Annotated in this window: 11 protein-coding genes; 10 read left to right on the plus strand and 1 reads right to left on the minus strand. The window is 38.7% G+C overall.

Features of this window, described 5'->3' with window-relative positions:
* The first annotated feature begins 82 nt into the window (after nucleotides 1–82).
* The 5 genes from cdaA (at nucleotide 83) to ACPLVF_RS04375 (ending at nucleotide 6,461) form a co-directional block, all read left to right on the plus strand.
* Nucleotides 83–904, plus strand: a complete 822-nt coding sequence (gene cdaA / locus ACPLVF_RS04355; protein ID WP_424906602.1) for a diadenylate cyclase CdaA — start codon at nucleotides 83–85, stop codon at nucleotides 902–904.
* Nucleotides 897–2,102: a CdaR family protein gene (locus tag ACPLVF_RS04360; RefSeq protein WP_424906603.1), complete on the plus strand. Its 1,206-nt coding sequence runs from the start codon at nucleotides 897–899 to the stop codon at nucleotides 2,100–2,102. Before cdaA ends, ACPLVF_RS04360 begins: the two co-directional genes overlap by 8 nt.
* A gap of 28 nt (nucleotides 2,103–2,130) precedes the next feature.
* Entirely contained in the window at nucleotides 2,131–3,471 is a 1,341-nt protein-coding gene (glmM, locus tag ACPLVF_RS04365; protein WP_424906604.1) for a phosphoglucosamine mutase, read from the plus strand.
* A 290-nt stretch (nucleotides 3,472–3,761) separates the two neighbouring features.
* Nucleotides 3,762–5,591, plus strand: a complete 1,830-nt coding sequence (gene glmS, locus ACPLVF_RS04370) for a glutamine--fructose-6-phosphate transaminase (isomerizing) (RefSeq protein WP_424906605.1) — start codon at nucleotides 3,762–3,764, stop codon at nucleotides 5,589–5,591.
* A 663-nt stretch (nucleotides 5,592–6,254) separates the two neighbouring features.
* Nucleotides 6,255–6,461, plus strand: a complete 207-nt coding sequence (locus tag ACPLVF_RS04375) for a hypothetical protein (protein ID WP_424906606.1) — start codon at nucleotides 6,255–6,257, stop codon at nucleotides 6,459–6,461.
* Between the two features lie 106 nt (nucleotides 6,462–6,567).
* Here ACPLVF_RS04375 and ACPLVF_RS04380 read toward each other — a convergent pair whose 3' ends face one another.
* Nucleotides 6,568–6,966, minus strand: a complete 399-nt coding sequence (locus ACPLVF_RS04380) for a four helix bundle protein (protein WP_424906607.1) — start codon at nucleotides 6,964–6,966, stop codon at nucleotides 6,568–6,570.
* A gap of 859 nt (nucleotides 6,967–7,825) precedes the next feature.
* Between ACPLVF_RS04380 and ACPLVF_RS04385 the strand changes: the two genes are divergently transcribed.
* The 5 genes from ACPLVF_RS04385 to ACPLVF_RS04405 all read left to right on the plus strand — a co-directional run bounded on the left by ACPLVF_RS04385 (nucleotide 7,826) and on the right by ACPLVF_RS04405 (nucleotide 15,272).
* Complete coding sequence (locus ACPLVF_RS04385) at nucleotides 7,826–8,167, plus strand: hypothetical protein (protein ID WP_424906608.1); 342 nt, start codon at nucleotides 7,826–7,828, stop codon at nucleotides 8,165–8,167.
* Between the two features lie 287 nt (nucleotides 8,168–8,454).
* A complete protein-coding gene (locus ACPLVF_RS04390) occupies nucleotides 8,455–10,479 on the plus strand; it encodes a type I restriction-modification system subunit M (protein ID WP_424906609.1) in 2,025 nt (674 codons plus the stop codon).
* Nucleotides 10,469–11,842 (plus strand): restriction endonuclease subunit S, encoded by a 1,374-nt coding sequence (locus ACPLVF_RS04395; protein WP_424906610.1) that lies wholly within the window; start codon nucleotides 10,469–10,471, stop codon nucleotides 11,840–11,842. The genes ACPLVF_RS04390 and ACPLVF_RS04395 overlap by 11 nt, the downstream gene beginning before the upstream one ends.
* Nucleotides 11,823–14,819, plus strand: a complete 2,997-nt coding sequence (locus tag ACPLVF_RS04400; protein ID WP_424906611.1) for a type I restriction endonuclease subunit R — start codon at nucleotides 11,823–11,825, stop codon at nucleotides 14,817–14,819. Before ACPLVF_RS04395 ends, ACPLVF_RS04400 begins: the two co-directional genes overlap by 20 nt.
* Nucleotides 14,820–15,071: 252 nt before the next feature.
* Nucleotides 15,072–15,272 carry a hypothetical protein gene (locus ACPLVF_RS04405; RefSeq protein WP_424906612.1) on the plus strand — a complete coding sequence of 67 codons (201 nt, stop codon included), beginning with the start codon at nucleotides 15,072–15,074 and terminating at the stop codon, nucleotides 15,270–15,272.
* The last annotated feature ends 608 nt before the right edge of the window (nucleotides 15,273–15,880 follow it).

Below are 15,880 nucleotides of genomic sequence, written 5' to 3' on the forward strand. Positions count from 1 at the left end.
ATTTTGAATTTATTTTAATTACACCATTATTTATTAAAATGTTATAATAAATTTAAGGAAAATAAATGGTTGAGGTGAAAGGATGATTATTCAATTAGCCGAACTTTTCAAAGGCTTTAGGTTGATGGACCTTTTGGATATTGCCATAGTTGCCTATGTATCGTATAAAGCTATACAGCTCATAAGAGGTACCCGGGCGGTACAGCTTATCAGAGGACTTATACTTTTTATTATCTTTACAAAAGTAAGTGAATGGTTGGGGCTTTACACCATAAACTGGATTTTAAAAAATGCTATGACGGTGGGTGTTATAGCACTGCTTATCGTTTTTCAGCCTGAATTAAGGAGGGCTTTAGAACAGCTGGGCAGAAGCAGGTTCTTTTCCAGTACCGTTTTTGGGTGGGGTGAAAAAGAAATTATTAGATTGATTGATGCTGTTGCCGAGGCCTGTGAGGAACTGTCTAAAAACAAGATAGGCGCTCTTATGGTGTTAGAAGGACAAACTGGATTAAATGAGTATATCGAAACGGGTGTCAAAATAGGTGGTTTGGTGAGCCCCGAGCTTTTAATAAACATTTTTATCCCAAATACCCCCTTGCACGATGGGGCTGTAATTATAAGAAACGATAAAATTATGGCGGCTTCATGCTACCTTCCACTAACAGAAAACCCTAACCTCAGCAAGGAATTGGGCACAAGGCACAGGGCAGGACTTGGGATAACCGAACAGTCTGACGCGGTAGCGGTTATTGTTTCCGAAGAAACGGGAGTAATTTCCGTGGCAAGAGAAGGGAAGCTGAGCAGGTATTTGGATATAAAAACCTTAAAGAGCATGTTGAGGGAGATATACCAAGTAGGTGAAAAAAAGGGAAATTTGTGGAACTGGAGGCGGACTAATGCGTAATATTTTGTCAAACGATTTTGTTTTAAAGGTGTTGTCCGTATTGGCCGCTTTGATTATGTGGATGTACGTGATGAATGAGCAAAACCCTCAGGTTACTTATGTAATTAAAAATGTTCCAATAAAATTTGTTAATTTGGATACCGAAAAATATGTAATAAAAGAAGATGGAAGGAATTATTTTGTAAATGTTAAGGTAAAAGCCCGCAGGAGCATAATAGTGGGTCTAAAGCCGGAGGATATAAGTGCTCAGGTAAACCTTCAAGGGAGAGGGGAAGGAGACAATCTGCTTCCTGTAAACGTGACTGTACCAAATTATGTGGAGCTTGTGGACTTTACACCGAAAGAAATACTAATATCCTTAGATAGAGTAATTGAAAGCCAGGTAAATGTTGTAGCAAATGTAAAAGGTATTCCTGCTGAAGGATATGTGGCAAAACCTGCAGTGTTACAACCTCAAACTGTAGTAATTAGAGGGCCTAAAAGCGTAGTTGATGTTGCAAAAAATGCGGTTGTAGATGTGGATATATCAGGCAAGGCCTCTACTGTCGTAACAAAACTTCCAGTAAAAGTGTTTGATGAAAAGGGAGCGGAGCAAAAAAATCTTTCTGTTGAACCGGATACAGTAGAGGTTATCGTTCCTATTGTAAAGGCAACCACCGTTTCTTTAAAACCTGTTGTTATAGGAAACCCACTTTCGGGGTATATAGTTAAAGACATCAAAATCGAGCCGTATAATATTTTTATTATAGGAAATGAAGAAGTTATTAAAAATATTTCCGAATTGACTACAAAACCTGTTGATATTAGCCAAATAAGCACAGATACCGTAGTAGAAACCCAGATAATATATCCCGATGGCGTTGTTCCTGTAGATGAAAATATGAAAAATGCAAGGATTACAATATATATCGAAAAAGCGGAATCAAAAGAGCTTTATTTTAATACCAATGATTTAGAAGTAAGAAATTTAAAAGAAGGATATCAGGTTTTACTGGAAGAAAAAGGTTTTGTATTGACAGTAGTAGGTCCTGAGAGTATGATAGAAAAAGTGAGCAAAAAAGACGTACGCTGCTTTGTAGATTTGTCGCAATTGACGGAAGGAAAGCACGAGGTAAAAGTCCAGGCGAATGTATCAGCTCCATATAAAATAGAAAATATAGAACCTTCTACTGTAAAAGTTACCATAACGCGAATTTAAAGGAATATGATAAAGAAAGGGGAACAGTATGGGTAGGCTTTTCGGGACGGATGGAGTAAGGGGAATAGCAAATAAAGAACTTACTCCAGAACTTGCTTTTTATTTGGGCAAAGCAGGCGCAAAAGTATTATCAAAATATCATAAAAAACCTTTATTTGTCATCGGAAGGGATACTCGGATTTCAGGAGATATGTTAGAAGCCGCAGTTGTTGCAGGTCTTTGTTCTTCTGGAGCCGATGTGGTAAAAGTTGGAATAGTACCTACACCTGCAGTAGCCTATCTTACAAGGCATTTTAAGGCGGACGCAGGTATAGTTATATCCGCTTCTCACAATCCGGTGGAGTATAACGGTATAAAATTCTTCGACAGCAGGGGTTATAAACTTCCCGATGAATTGGAGGATGAAATAGAAGAGATAGTACACAATGGGGATTTTGAAAAAAATCCCCCTATTGGTGCTGAAGTAGGGAGAGTGTACGAAAAGGATGGGCTTTCTTCCTATGTAGATTATGTTGTTTCCCTTTTTGGAGAAAATTATTTTAAAGGATTCAATGTTGCATTGGACTGTGCTAACGGAGCTTCTTTTAAAGCTGCTCCCCTTGTCTTTGAAAGGCTCGGAGCGAAACTCACTGTTATAAATAACGAGCCCGATGGATGCAATATAAATGTTAAATGCGGTTCTACTCATCCTGAGGTATTGTCCCAATTTATTAAAGATAAAGGTTTTGATATTGGCTTTACCTTTGATGGGGATGCGGATAGATTGATAGCGGTCGATGAAGAAGGAGAAGTTGTTAACGGCGATCATGTTATGGCCATCTGGGCTTCCCATTTAAAAGAAACGGGTAGGCTTTTAAAGGATACAGTAGTCGCTACTGTAATGAGCAATATGGGGCTTGAAGTAGCCTTAAGGAAAATGGGCATAAAGATGGTGAGGACCAAAGTCGGGGATAGGTATGTCATGGAAGAAATTTTAAAGAATGGTTATATCTTCGGCGGAGAACAATCGGGTCACATCATATTTTTAGACCACAACACAACGGGAGACGGCATTATTACTGCTGTTAATCTTTTAGCAGTTTTAAAAGAAAAGAATAAAAAACTTTCCGAGCTAAAAAATATAATGCAGGTTTTCCCTCAGGTGCTAATTAATGTAAAGGTGAAGAGCAAGGAGGAATATGAAAAAAATGATGAAATAAAAGAAGAAATAAAAAAAGCTGAAAGGGAACTCGGCGAAAACGGCAGGATAGTCGTTAGGCCTTCAGGCACCGAACCCTTAATTCGAGTAATGGTGGAAGGCGAAAAGGAGGATATAATAAATAGTATCGCAAAAAGGGTTGCGGATGTTATACAAAAGGCTTTGAACTGAATAAATATAAAATATTAAATATAATATGTTGAAGGGGGTGGTTAAATTCAAAAAGATAGTTTAAATAAAAAAAAGAAGAATGAATCTAATTAAAGCGCCTGAGCTTAAAAGGTGATACACCTTTTAAGCTGACGAGGATGGGGTTTATCGAGTTTTCGGCGGGTGCCCCACGGAGCCTGCCATCCGCAGGAAGCCTACAAAACCCGCAAGCGATTGTGGGGACAAAGGGGCTTTCGGGCAGGGTGAACCTTGAAAAATTAACATTAAATTTATGAAAGGTAGGAAGTAACATGTGCGGTATAGTAGGATATATTGGCGATAAAATGGCAGCTCCTTTTTTAATAGACGGCCTAAAAAGGCTTGAATACAGGGGATACGATTCGGCGGGTATCGCCGTTATAGATTCAACGGATTTAAAAATTGTGAAAAGCGAAGGAAAGATTAAGGTTTTAGAGGAAAAATTAAAGGGCGAACTGCCTAAAGGTAGTTTAGGTATAGGCCACACCCGGTGGGCAACTCACGGGAAACCTTCCGATATTAACGCTCATCCCCATGAGGACTGTACCGGCGATTTTATAGTTGTCCACAACGGGATTATAGAAAATTATTTAGAAATAAAAGAATGGCTGGAATCCCAGGGGCATGAATTTAAATCAGAGACCGATACCGAGGTAATACCCCACTTAATAGAGCACTATTACGGCGGGGATTTATTTGAAGCCGTAAAAAAGGTTGTAAACATTTTAAAAGGTTCTTTTGCCCTTGGGGTAATAACAAAAAGGGAAGCCGATTGCATAGTAGCTGCAAGGAAATCAAGCCCCTTGATAGTTGGCATAGGCGAGGGTGAAAACTATATAGCATCGGATATCCCTGCAATTTTACAGCATACGAGGAAAGTATATATTTTAGAAGACGAAGAAATGGCAAAAATTACAAAGGAAAGCATAGAAATTTGCAGATTCAATGGAGAAGAGGTAAAGAAGGAAGTTTTTGAAGTCAAATGGGATGCTATTGCTGCAGAAAAGGGCGGCTATCCGCACTTTATGCTAAAGGAGATTCACGAACAGCCTCGTGCTTTTAAGGATACGCTGACGGGTAGGCTCGATTTAGAAAAACACGAGGTAAAATTAGATGATATTAAGATTACAAAAGAGGACTTGCAAAAAATCGAAAAAATATTTATAGTAGCTTGCGGAACAGCTTACCATGCCGGAGTAGTCGGGAAATACATTATCGAAAAGCTCTGCAAAATTCCCGTAGAAGTGGATGTAGCTTCTGAATTCAGATATAGAGAACCGATGATGAACGAAAATACCCTTGTGATTATTATCAGCCAGTCGGGAGAGACGGCGGACACCTTAGCTGCACTTCGTGAAGCTAAAAATAAAGGGTCAAGGGTTATTGCTATTACTAATGTGGTGGGAAGCTCGGTAGCAAGGGAAGCCGATGATGTACTGTATACTTGGGCAGGGCCCGAAATTGCAGTTGCTTCTACAAAGGCTTACAGCACCCAGCTAATCGCACTCACCCTGATCGCCCTTCGTTTTGCTAAGGAACTTGATACCATTTCCAATGAAATATTTGATGAAATAGCTTTGGAACTTAAAAAACTTCCCGAAAAAGCTGACCTTTTGCTTACTAAGGAAGAAGAAATTAAAAAACTTGCTGAAAAATACTCGAAAGTGGAGCACCTTTTTTATATAGGAAGGGGCCTTGACTATGCAGTAGCATTGGAAGGGGCCTTGAAGCTGAAGGAAATTTCATATATACATGCAGAAGCATATGCAGCAGGAGAATTAAAACACGGAACCTTAGCGCTTATAGTCGACGGCACACCGGTTATAGCCATTGCTACACAGGAACACTTATTTGAAAAGACTTTGAGCAACATAAAGGAAGTAAAGGCAAGGGAAGCGGTAGTAATTGGCTTTGCAAAGGAAGGAAACGAGGAAATCAAAAAATCGGTAGACCACGTATTTTATATACCAAACACCCATCCCATGTTAATGCCTATTTTGACCGTAATACCTTTGCAGCTTTTTGCCTACCACGCCGCTGTGGCAAGGGGCACCGATGTGGATAAACCCAGAAACCTTGCAAAGAGCGTAACTGTTGAGTAAAAGTAGAGGGATAAGTGGAAGGTGTTGTATATTTCATTTAAATCTTTTCCGCATGCGAAAAAAGTGTTTCCGTTGAGTGAGTGTTAAGGGAAAAGGATTAAGGATTAAGTCTTTGCAGAATAGCAAAGGGATAAGTGGTAAGGCCTCGAAAAATCAAGGTTTACGCCACTTATCCCTTTTTCCTTTTGCCTTTGAATCTGTCCATTCGGACAAACTTTTTTCACACAAAATAGGAACATGATTGGGAATTTTTAGTAGAAATATTGTTGCTTCACGGAAAAACTTTATTACCTCCCAGAAAATGCCATGTAGAGTTTATGCGGGTTTGAGGGATTGGAAATGGAAAGGGTTTTTTTTAAATCAACATAGTTAGTGACAAGGAAAAAGGAGATAAGGATCAAGTTTAGAAATTGTTTTTGGCTGAAGTTTTTCCGTGAGTAAAAAAGTCGTTCCAAAAAGGGAAAAAAGTTTTTCCTATAAACTGTATTCATTTCTCATTTGCTTATTTCACATACGAAAAAGCAGCTTATTCTTATTTTTGAAATCCTTGAACCTGTAAAAAAACATCTTCTTTTAATAGATATAAAAATTTGATATTATTATGGCAGGAAAGATAAGGAGGGACAGAAACTGGAGCGAAGAATAGTTTTCGGAAATGGCTGTATGATAGATTGCTATGATACTGACAAGAAGGTATTAGAACAAAAGGTTACTGAAATAATCAATAAAAGCAAAGATTATATCAGGCAACTCGAAGAAGGAGATGTTGGCAGAATTGCTGATATTAACGAACGAATTTTTATCAGGTTCTATGTTACGGAAAAAAGTATAATAATAGATGAAGTGCAGGAACAGGTTTATATAGTGTAAGGAATAGGTGGGTGAAGGATTTTAGGAATAAAGTAGTAAAAAAGGGGGAATAGGTAGAGTGGCTGTATATTACCTATTCCCACGAAATTCGGAAAGATTGTAGAGATTATACTATTTCCTTATCATCTGCTTGTTCTTGCAGTTTTCTTATATAGCCGATTAACATTCTAATTATTTCAATTGTTTTTTGTTCGAGCTTATTATAGTCTTCTTGTGAGATATATTTGTTATCAAGGGCTGTAATAAGCCAGTGCCTTGTTTCTGATGCGCTTGCTAATGCATTATTAAGGAAATTGATTTGTTTTTTCTTATAAAGTTGGCCGTTGCCCTCTGCGATGTTGGCGCCAATGGAGGTGGCGGCCCTTATTATTTGCGATTTTGTTGCATAAGTTTCGAATGGCGGGAAATTAGCTGAAATTTGATAAATATTTTGAGCTAATTCTCTTGCTTTTTGCCATACAATCAGCGTCTTAAAATCCTTTATGCTGATGTCAATTTGCTCCATCTCTATCACTCTCCCTTCTTAAGAATGTTATTATTTGTTGTTATAATAACTAATAACATTAAAGGGATTTTAAAATCAAATTTTACTAAAAGTTTATTAGAAAAAAGGATTAAGGATTTAAAAGTGTTAGTGCATAGAACTATAAAATGAAAAGCCTCTACCCTGCAGACTTTCAGAGTAGAGGCTTTCGTTTTTTAACTTCATTTTTAAAAACGAATGCAACGATTTTGAATATATGAAACTTAAAGATTTTCGTTTTTAAAATCGAAGTTATATTTATATTATAAAGGCTTCACCCAATCTTGTGCTTCAAACACCGTGAATGAGTTGAATGGTGTATAGAAAGTTTGTTTATGAACAGTTTTTATACTCTCCGCACTTTATAAGCAAAGGTTTTTAAAAACGAGTTTAAACTAATAAAATTACAGCAGCTTTATTAATTCCTATTAATATGCATTGATTCGTATTAATGGCGATTAATTTCTATTAATGCGTATTGATCCGCATTAATAGCGATTAATAGAAATTAATAGCTGCTGTTGGCCCCTCAAAAAATGCTCTTTAAAAAATGAGTGTTAACCGAAAGCGAAAAATTATGTTTTTAAAAACACCACACGCACACCGATTATTAAGAAAACATTATAAAGAAAATCGCGGCAAGCGAAAGAAAAACGAAATAATTTATAGATAAAAGCTTATAAATGCCTTTTATTTGCCAAAGTCAGTCTTAAAAGGTAATTTTCAATGCTACAGTATAAGCTTAGTTTTACTCATGAAGTTTAAAGAAAAATCTAAAAAAAAACTTGATGAATTTTATTATATATTGTGCTATGATTAAAGAGAGGGAGGGGTATGTTTTGTGAAAAAGCAATATCAGATATGGGCTTTACTGACACCAGAGATGCATAAAAAACTAAAAGAATATGCAGTTGAAAATCAAATAGCTTCCACACGGGCGAAAATGATTATGTATATCCTTTACAATTTTCATCCTGACCAGCTTTTGGAAGATTATACTTTCCAGTCGAAGACAGGGAAGATGGTTAATATAAAAGTTTCCGATGCAGAGCTTGAATATATCAAAAGCCTTGCTCAACGCTACAATGTAACTATTAGCCGATTGTTACGAAATATGGTTTATACTTATTTCCGTAGTATAGGGGGAAATAGCAAAAAAGAAAGCAAAACAGTAAAAGAATAAAAATTAAAACAATTAAAAACAATGAGGGAGCTTATGTCTTAGTTTTTATTTTACGATGGAAGTAGAGTAATATAGAAGCATATAGATAAACATAGGTTTTTTAAACCTTTCTACGCTAGAAGGGAAATTGCTAATAAAGTATGATTGAAGTTATAATTTCTAAAATTTAAAGGTTTTTTATTTAATGTAAAGAAGTTACGAAGAGATTTAAAAATAAAAAAACAAAATATTAATAACGAAGGGGCTTACAAGAGTTTTTTTATTTTAGCAAAAGGAGGCGCTTGGTGTTGAATAACTTTCAGGACAAAGTAAACTTTATCTGGACGATTGCAGAGCTTTTAAGAGGGCCTTACAGAAAAGAACAATACGGTGAAGTTATTCTTCCAATGGCAGTCCTGCGCCGTTTCGACTGCGTTTTGGCACCGACCAAACAAGCGGTTTTAGAAAAATATGAGGAACTCAAAAAGATGGGGATCCACAATATGGATCCCATCTTGAACAGAATTTCTGGTCAGAACTTTTACAATATCAGCAAATTTGACTTTGAAAAACTGCTGGCTGATCCCGACAACCTCGCCAGCAACCTGCGAAACTACATTAACGGCTTTTCCAAAAATGCCAGAGAAATAATCGAACACTTTGACTTTGACAAACATATAACCAAACTAAACGACAACAATCTTCTGTACCTTGTCCTTTCGGAATTTGCCAAAGTGGATTTTCACCCAGAAACTGTCAGCAACACCGAAATGGGCTACATCTTCGAAGAACTTATACGACGCTTTTCCGAACACGGCGAAGCGGGCGACCACTACACTCCAAGAGAAGTCATAAAGCTCATGGTCAACCTCCTTCTTAACGAGGACAGTGAGGAACTGACACAAAAAGGGCTGATCGTCACGGTCTACGACTGCTGTGCGGGAACAGGCGGGATGCTCTCGGTTGCCGAAAACTACATGAAGGAATTAAATCCCGACATTCAGGTTGAACTTTTTGGGCAGGAGATCAATCCTCAGTCCTACGCCATCTGCAAAGCGGACATGCTTATCAAAGGACAAAATGCGGACAACATCATCCTCGGGGATAGCTTAACCCAGGACGGACATAAGGATAAGAAGTTCCGCTACATGCTGACAAATCCGCCGTTTGGCGTTGACTGGAAAAAGCAGGAGAAGTTTATCAAAGAAGAAGCTGAAACACTGGGCTTTAGAGGCAGGTTTGGGGCAGGAACGCCGAGAGTATCTGACGGCTCTCTCCTTTTTCTACAGCACCTCCTTTCTAAAATGAGGGACGACGAGAAGGGAAGCCGTATTGCCATCATCTTTAACGGCTCTCCGCTTTTTACAGGGGATGCAGGTTCAGGCGAATCCGAGATCCGCAGGTGGATTATTGAAAACGACTGGCTCGAAGGGATTGTTGCCCTTCCCGACCAGCTTTTTTACAATACTGGTATTTCAACTTATATCTGGATTTTGACTAACCGCAAGAATGCCGACCCCAAAAAGGGGCCTGTCCGCAAAGGCAAAATCCAGCTTGTGGACGCAAGGAGTTTTTATCAGAAGATGCGTAAGAGCCTCGGCAATAAGCGAAACGAAATAACTGAAGAACAGATTAAGGAAATCACCCGCATTTACGGGGAATTCAAGGAGAACGAATACTGCAAAATTTTCGACAACGAAGACTTCGGCTACTACAAAATCACCATAGAAAGACCGCTCCGCTTAAACTTTATGGTAAGCGACGAAAGAATAGAAAACCTCAAAAACGAGCCTGGCTTTGTAAAACTTGCCGAGTCCAGAAAGAAAGGCTCTGCCGCTCTGCAGGAAATAGAAGAAGGAAAGAAACTGCAAAAAAGGATAATCGAAATTCTCAATACTATGGATAAGACAAAGCTTTACAAGAACAGGGATGAGTTTGTTGCCGACCTGAAAGAGGCGTTCAAAAAGAACGGCTTGACTCTTGACAGCAATCTTTTGAAAGTTCTGCTTTCTGGGCTTTCGGAGAGGGACGAAACTGCCGACATCTGCTACGACAGCAAAGGCAATCCCGAACCAGACCCAGAGCTTCGGGATACGGAAAATGTGCCGTTAAAAGAGGACATTCACGAATACTTTGAGCGTGAAGTCAAGCCTCATGTTCCCGATGCCTGGATTGACGAGAGCAAGACGAAGATCGGCTATGAAATACCGTTTAACAGATACTTTTACAAATACCAGCCACTGCGATCTTCAGAGGAAATACTGAAGGAAATCATCGAGCTGGAACAGCAGATTCAGGAAAAGTTGAAGAAGGTGATCGGAAATGGGATATAAGCGGTATGAAAGATATAAGGACTCGGGAATAGAGTGGATTGGGGAAGTACCAGAACATTGGGAAATAACGAATTTAGGATATAGAGCAAAAATGATTGTCCCAATGAGAGATAAGCCTACAGAATTTAACGGTGATATACCTTGGATTAGGATAGAAGATGTTGATGGCAAATATATTGAGGATTCAAAATCAGAGCAAAGAGTTTCGAAAGAATTAGTTAAGAAAATGAATCTTAAAATATATCCTATTGGGACTGTTTTGTGTACATGTAGTTGTAATATGGGAGCAACAGTTATTGTTAAAAGACCACTTATATCAAATCAAACTTTTATAGGAATAGTACCTAAAAAAGATTTGGATTCTACTTTTTTATACTATGCAATGAATGCTAATTCAGAAAGACTTCAACATCTTAGCGAAGGTGCAATACAGCGATATTTATCAAGACATGATTTTGAACATTTTAAATTAGCATTTCCTCCTAAAGATGAACAGAAAACCATTGCCAACTTCCTCGACCAGAAAACCGCCGAAATCGACAGTCTTATTGCCGACAAAGAAAAGCTGATTCAGCTTTTGCAGGAAAAACGGCAGGCTATTATCAGCGAAGCCGTCACCAAAGGGCTTGACCCGAATGTGCCAATGAAGGATTCGGGCGTGGAGTGGATTGGTGAGATACCAGCACATTGGGAGGTAAAAAAGATTAAACATTTGCTTGTTAGTAAAAAAGATGCAATTAAACCAGGACCTTTTGGTAGTCAATTAAAATCTGAAGAAATGCAAGAAGGAGAAGTTAAGGTATATAACCAAAGAAATGTTTTAGATAATGATTTTATAAATGGAGATAACTTTGTATCATATGAAAAATATCAAGAGTTACGGGCTTTTACTGTATATCCTGGTGATATTCTTGTTACTACAAGAGGAACTATTGGAAAGGTAGCGATATTACCTCAAGGTTGTGAAATAGGAATATTACATCCCTGTTTAATAAGACTACGAGTTGATAATTCAAAGATTATTTCTGAATACCTTCAACTTATTTTTAATAATACAAATCTGCTGAGTAACCAGCTATTTTACCAAAGCAATGCTACGACAATCGAAGTTATTTATTCAGATACTCTGAAAAATATTGTTATACCTTTGCCTAATGTTCAAGAACAAATGTCGATATTGGAAAATATTAATAAAATCTATGTACTTTTTGACGGCTTAATAAAAAACATTCAAGCTCAAATCGCCAAACTCAAAGAATACCGTCAGTCCCTCATTTATGAAGCAGTGACAGGCAAAATTGATGTGCGGGACTTTACTCCAAATACGGAAGGAGTGGTTTTAGATGCCCAAAACTCCAATTGACCTTACCGAAAAAAGCCTCGAGGAATATGTCGAAGAGTGCCTTTTAAAAGGCGGATACCTAAAAGGCGACCCCAATGACTACAACAGGGAATACGCCATAGACACAGAAATGCTGTTTGATTTTCTGGAAGATACCCAGCCAAAGAAGATGGAAAAGCTGAAAACAGTCTATCAAGACCAGTATAAAGCCAAAATCCTCTACCGCTTAAACCAGGAGCTTGCCAATAGAGGGACAATCGATGTTTTAAGGCACGGCATCAGGGACTACAATGCCCACCTTGACCTTGCCTATTTCAAGCCCGCAAGCAAACTGAACGCCGAAGCGTTGGAGCTTTACGGCAAAAACAGGGTCTCCGTCACAAGGCAGGTTCATTACAGCACGAAAGACGAAAAAAGCGTAGACATGGTGATTTTCATAAACGGCCTTCCCGTAGCAGTTCTGGAGCTTAAAAACCCCTTTACAGGGCAGTCATACGAGGACGCCATACGGCAGTATAAGAAGGACAGAAGCCCGAGCGAACTGCTTTTCCAGTTCAAGAAAAGAGCAGTGGTTTATTTTGCGGCAGATACCGATGAGGTATATATAACTACGAGAATTGCGGGTGATAAGACGGAATTCTTGCCCTTTAACAAGGGGAACAACGGTAGCAAAGGCAATCCCGAAAACTCCAACGGCTTTAAAACTGATTACCTCTGGAAAGAAATCCTCCAGAAGGACAGCTTGCTGGATATAGTCCAGAAGTTCATATTCGTCAAGAAAGAGGAATACAAGGATGAAAAAGGCAACAAGAAAACAAAAGAAAAGCTTATATTCCCCCGCTACCACCAGCTCGATGCAGTGAGAAAACTCGAGCAGGATGCAAAAGAAAAAGGCACAGGACACAACTACCTCATCCAGCACAGTGCGGGTTCGGGGAAAACCAATACCATTTCCTGGCTTGCCCACCGCCTTGCAAACCTGCATGATGATAACGACAACCCCGTCTTTGACACCGTGGTGGTCATAACGGACAGGAGGGTGCTTGACAGGCAGCTTCAGGACAGCATCTATCAGCTTGAACACAAGCACGGAGTAGTGCAGAAAATAGATAAAGATTCCAATCAGCTTGCCGAAGCCCTGAAGGGAGGAGCAAGGATTATTGTCTCTACCCTGCAAAAATTTCCGTTTATCCTCGATAAAGTGGGGCAACTTGAGAAGAGAAAATATGCGGTTATTATTGATGAAGCACATTCAAGCACCACGGGAGAGAATATAAGTGTCTTAAAGGAAGTGCTGTCGGCTGAGTCTCTTGAAGAAGCTCAGCGCCTGGATGAGGAAGCCGAGAAGAAAGCTGGAGATCCCGACGATGCCATACTTGCAGTGTTGAAAAAAAGAGGTCCGCAGAAGAACATAAGCTTTTTTGCTTTCACGGCAACTCCGAAGCCAGAGACTCTGGAGATGTTCGGAACAAGAGGTCCTGATGGCAAACCGCAGCCTTTCCACCTTTATACTATGAGGCAGGCCATAGAAGAAGGGTTTATCCTTGATGTTCTACAGCATTATGTTACTTACGAGATATACTACAAGATAGCAAAGAAAATAGAAGATGACCCTGCTTTTGACAAGGCAAAAGGGACAAAAGCTCTTACACGCTTTGTGAGCCTGCACCCGCACAACATCGCGCAGAAAACGGAAATTATGGTTGAGCATTTCCGCAATGTGACTATGAGGAAAATCGGCGGCAGGGCAAAAGCGATGGTGGTGACCAGCTCGAGGCTTCATGCGGTAAGGTATAAGCTGGCTTTTGACGAATACATAAAAAAGAAAGGCTATAAAGACATGAAAACATTAGTGGCTTTTACGGGGACGGTAAAGGATGGGGATGTTGAGTATACCGAGGCAGGCATGAACGGGTTTAAGGAAACGGAACTGCCCGACAGGTTCGACACTGACGAATACCAGGTGCTTCTGGTTGCGGAAAAGTACCAGACTGGCTTTGACCAGCCAATTCTTCATACGATGTATGTCGACAAAAAGCTTTCAGGAGTAAAAGCGGTTCAGACGCTGTCGAGGCTCAACAGGACTTATCCAGGCAAGACGGATACTTTTATTTTGGATTTTGTAAACAAAGCCGAAGACATACAGGAAGCGTTCAAGCCTTATTACAACAAGACGATTGTTGAAGAAACGACAGATCCCAACTTGATATACGACCTGCAGACAAAACTGGACGAATACGGCGTATATCTGCCAGAAGAATTGTTGAACTTTGCCGAAATTTACTATAAGGAAACGACAAACAAAAGCCAGAGGCTTAATGCCATAGTGGACAGGGGAGTAAAAAGGCTTAAAGAGATGAAGCAGGAAGATGAAAGCAAATACGAAATCTTCAAAAAGCAGGCGGAAAAGTTTATAAGGCTTTATACTTTTCTGCTTCAGATTACGCCTTTTGAGGATACCGAGCTTTTCAAGCTGTATCTTTACCTCACTTATTTATTGAAAAAACTTCCTAAAGGCAGTCATTCGCCGATAGATTTGACGGATAAAGTGGCATTAGAGTATTACACAAACAAGAAGACCTTTGAAGGCAGTCTGTCACTTTCTCCAGAGGACGGAAATACTCCTCTTGCCCCTGCCAGATTTTCGGGGACAGGAGAGAAAAAGGAACAGAAAGAGCTGCTTTCTGAAATAATTGAAGAACTCAACAGGAGGCACGGCACTGACTTTTCGCCAGCTGACAGATTATCGATAGAACAGATTGTAGAAGACTTCAATTCGGATTCTGAGATGGTTATAAAAGCCCAAACAAACACGCCAGAGGATTTCTGGTATGCATACGAAAAAGAGTTTATGAATAAAGTAATAAACAGGATGAATGAGAATCTAAAGTTTTTTACGAAGGTGATAGACGACTCTTTGTTTGCGAAAAGTTTAATGGAATTACTGTTTAAAAAGGTCTATGAAGAATTAAGAAAGCAGAACAAAAATGCTGGATAAAAATTCAGTAGCCCCACTTTTATAGTGGGGCTTTTGTTTTTTTTGCAGACAAAGCGTTAATTGTGACTACAATAAATCCTGCTTTGCGTTTTCATTCAGGTTATTGTGGTTCTTTTTTCACATTTTGAAGAAAATATAACGGATTTAAGTTGAGTGTGGTATTTATGAAAAGGCTTCTTTTGCTTGAAAAAGAAAAGAGATTGGCGTTACTTATATTTTGATTTTGATAGATATTTTTAAAGATGAAGCAGGATGTTGGAAATTATGAGGATAATCGAAGCAATAGCTAAGGCTATTGCCGAAGCTGGGGGAAGAACTTTTTTTGTTGGAGGCTGTGTCCGTGATTCTCTGCTCGGGTTGCCGAGCAAGGATTACGATTATGTAGCGAAAAATACGATAATAAAGATTTGTATTGTTATCTTCAGAATCGACCTTACTAACCCAATAAAATAATTAAGCCAAAATTTTGGAATTGGGTCAGACGAAAGAGAGGAAAGAAAAACAACTTAATAGATAACTTCTCCTTGAAAAATATGTTATTGATCATGTCATATAATTTATGGCAATATTTCTCATAGAAGGAGTTGGGGGCGAGTCGGCAAGTCGATTTGACAAAAAATTTTTTTACGAAAGATTATAGCTAAGACTGTTTTAAATGCTCATTTATTCGTTTTGTGCTTTTTCGATTTTAAAGGTAGAGTTTTTGTAAAATCGCGTATGAAGCATCTTACCCATAGATAACTTGGGCTGAAATTTCAAATTTTGTATGGTAGAATCCGAGCAGCTGTTAGCATGGGCAGCTGCTTTTTTTATTTCCTGTATTTTTGAAAAGTAAGTTTACCCTGAAAAATTAACGGCAGGGGGAGTAAAATTTGAGTTTTATCCTTATGATGTTCTAAAATGATAAGGAAAATCCTCTAAGTAAATTTTATTTTGCGGGCAAGCTTAAAAACGAAATTTTGGAATCGGCTCTTGCAATAAAGCGGAATGAAAGACAAATTAAAAGATAACTTCACACCTTATAAATGTCTATAAATTTTTGTTTAAGTATAAAACCTATA

The sequence above is a fragment of the Thermovenabulum sp. genome (assembly GCF_049701175.1).
GTDB lineage: Bacteria > Bacillota > Thermosediminibacteria > Thermosediminibacterales > Thermosediminibacteraceae > Thermovenabulum.

Coding starts and splice junctions, on each gene's coding strand:
- cdaA (WP_424906602.1), top strand. CDS start 83: ATGATTATTCAATTAGCCGAACTTTTCAAAGGCTTTAGGTTGATGGAC.
- ACPLVF_RS04360 (WP_424906603.1), top strand. CDS start 897: ATGCGTAATATTTTGTCAAACGATTTTGTTTTAAAGGTGTTGTCCGTA.
- glmM (WP_424906604.1), top strand. CDS start 2,131: ATGGGTAGGCTTTTCGGGACGGATGGAGTAAGGGGAATAGCAAATAAA.
- glmS (WP_424906605.1), top strand. CDS start 3,762: ATGTGCGGTATAGTAGGATATATTGGCGATAAAATGGCAGCTCCTTTT.
- ACPLVF_RS04375 (WP_424906606.1), top strand. CDS start 6,255: ATGATAGATTGCTATGATACTGACAAGAAGGTATTAGAACAAAAGGTT.
- ACPLVF_RS04380 (WP_424906607.1), bottom strand. CDS start 6,966: ATGGAGCAAATTGACATCAGCATAAAGGATTTTAAGACGCTGATTGTA.
- ACPLVF_RS04395 (WP_424906610.1), top strand. CDS start 10,469: ATGGGATATAAGCGGTATGAAAGATATAAGGACTCGGGAATAGAGTGG.
- ACPLVF_RS04400 (WP_424906611.1), top strand. CDS start 11,823: ATGCCCAAAACTCCAATTGACCTTACCGAAAAAAGCCTCGAGGAATAT.
- ACPLVF_RS04405 (WP_424906612.1), top strand. CDS start 15,072: ATGTTGGAAATTATGAGGATAATCGAAGCAATAGCTAAGGCTATTGCC.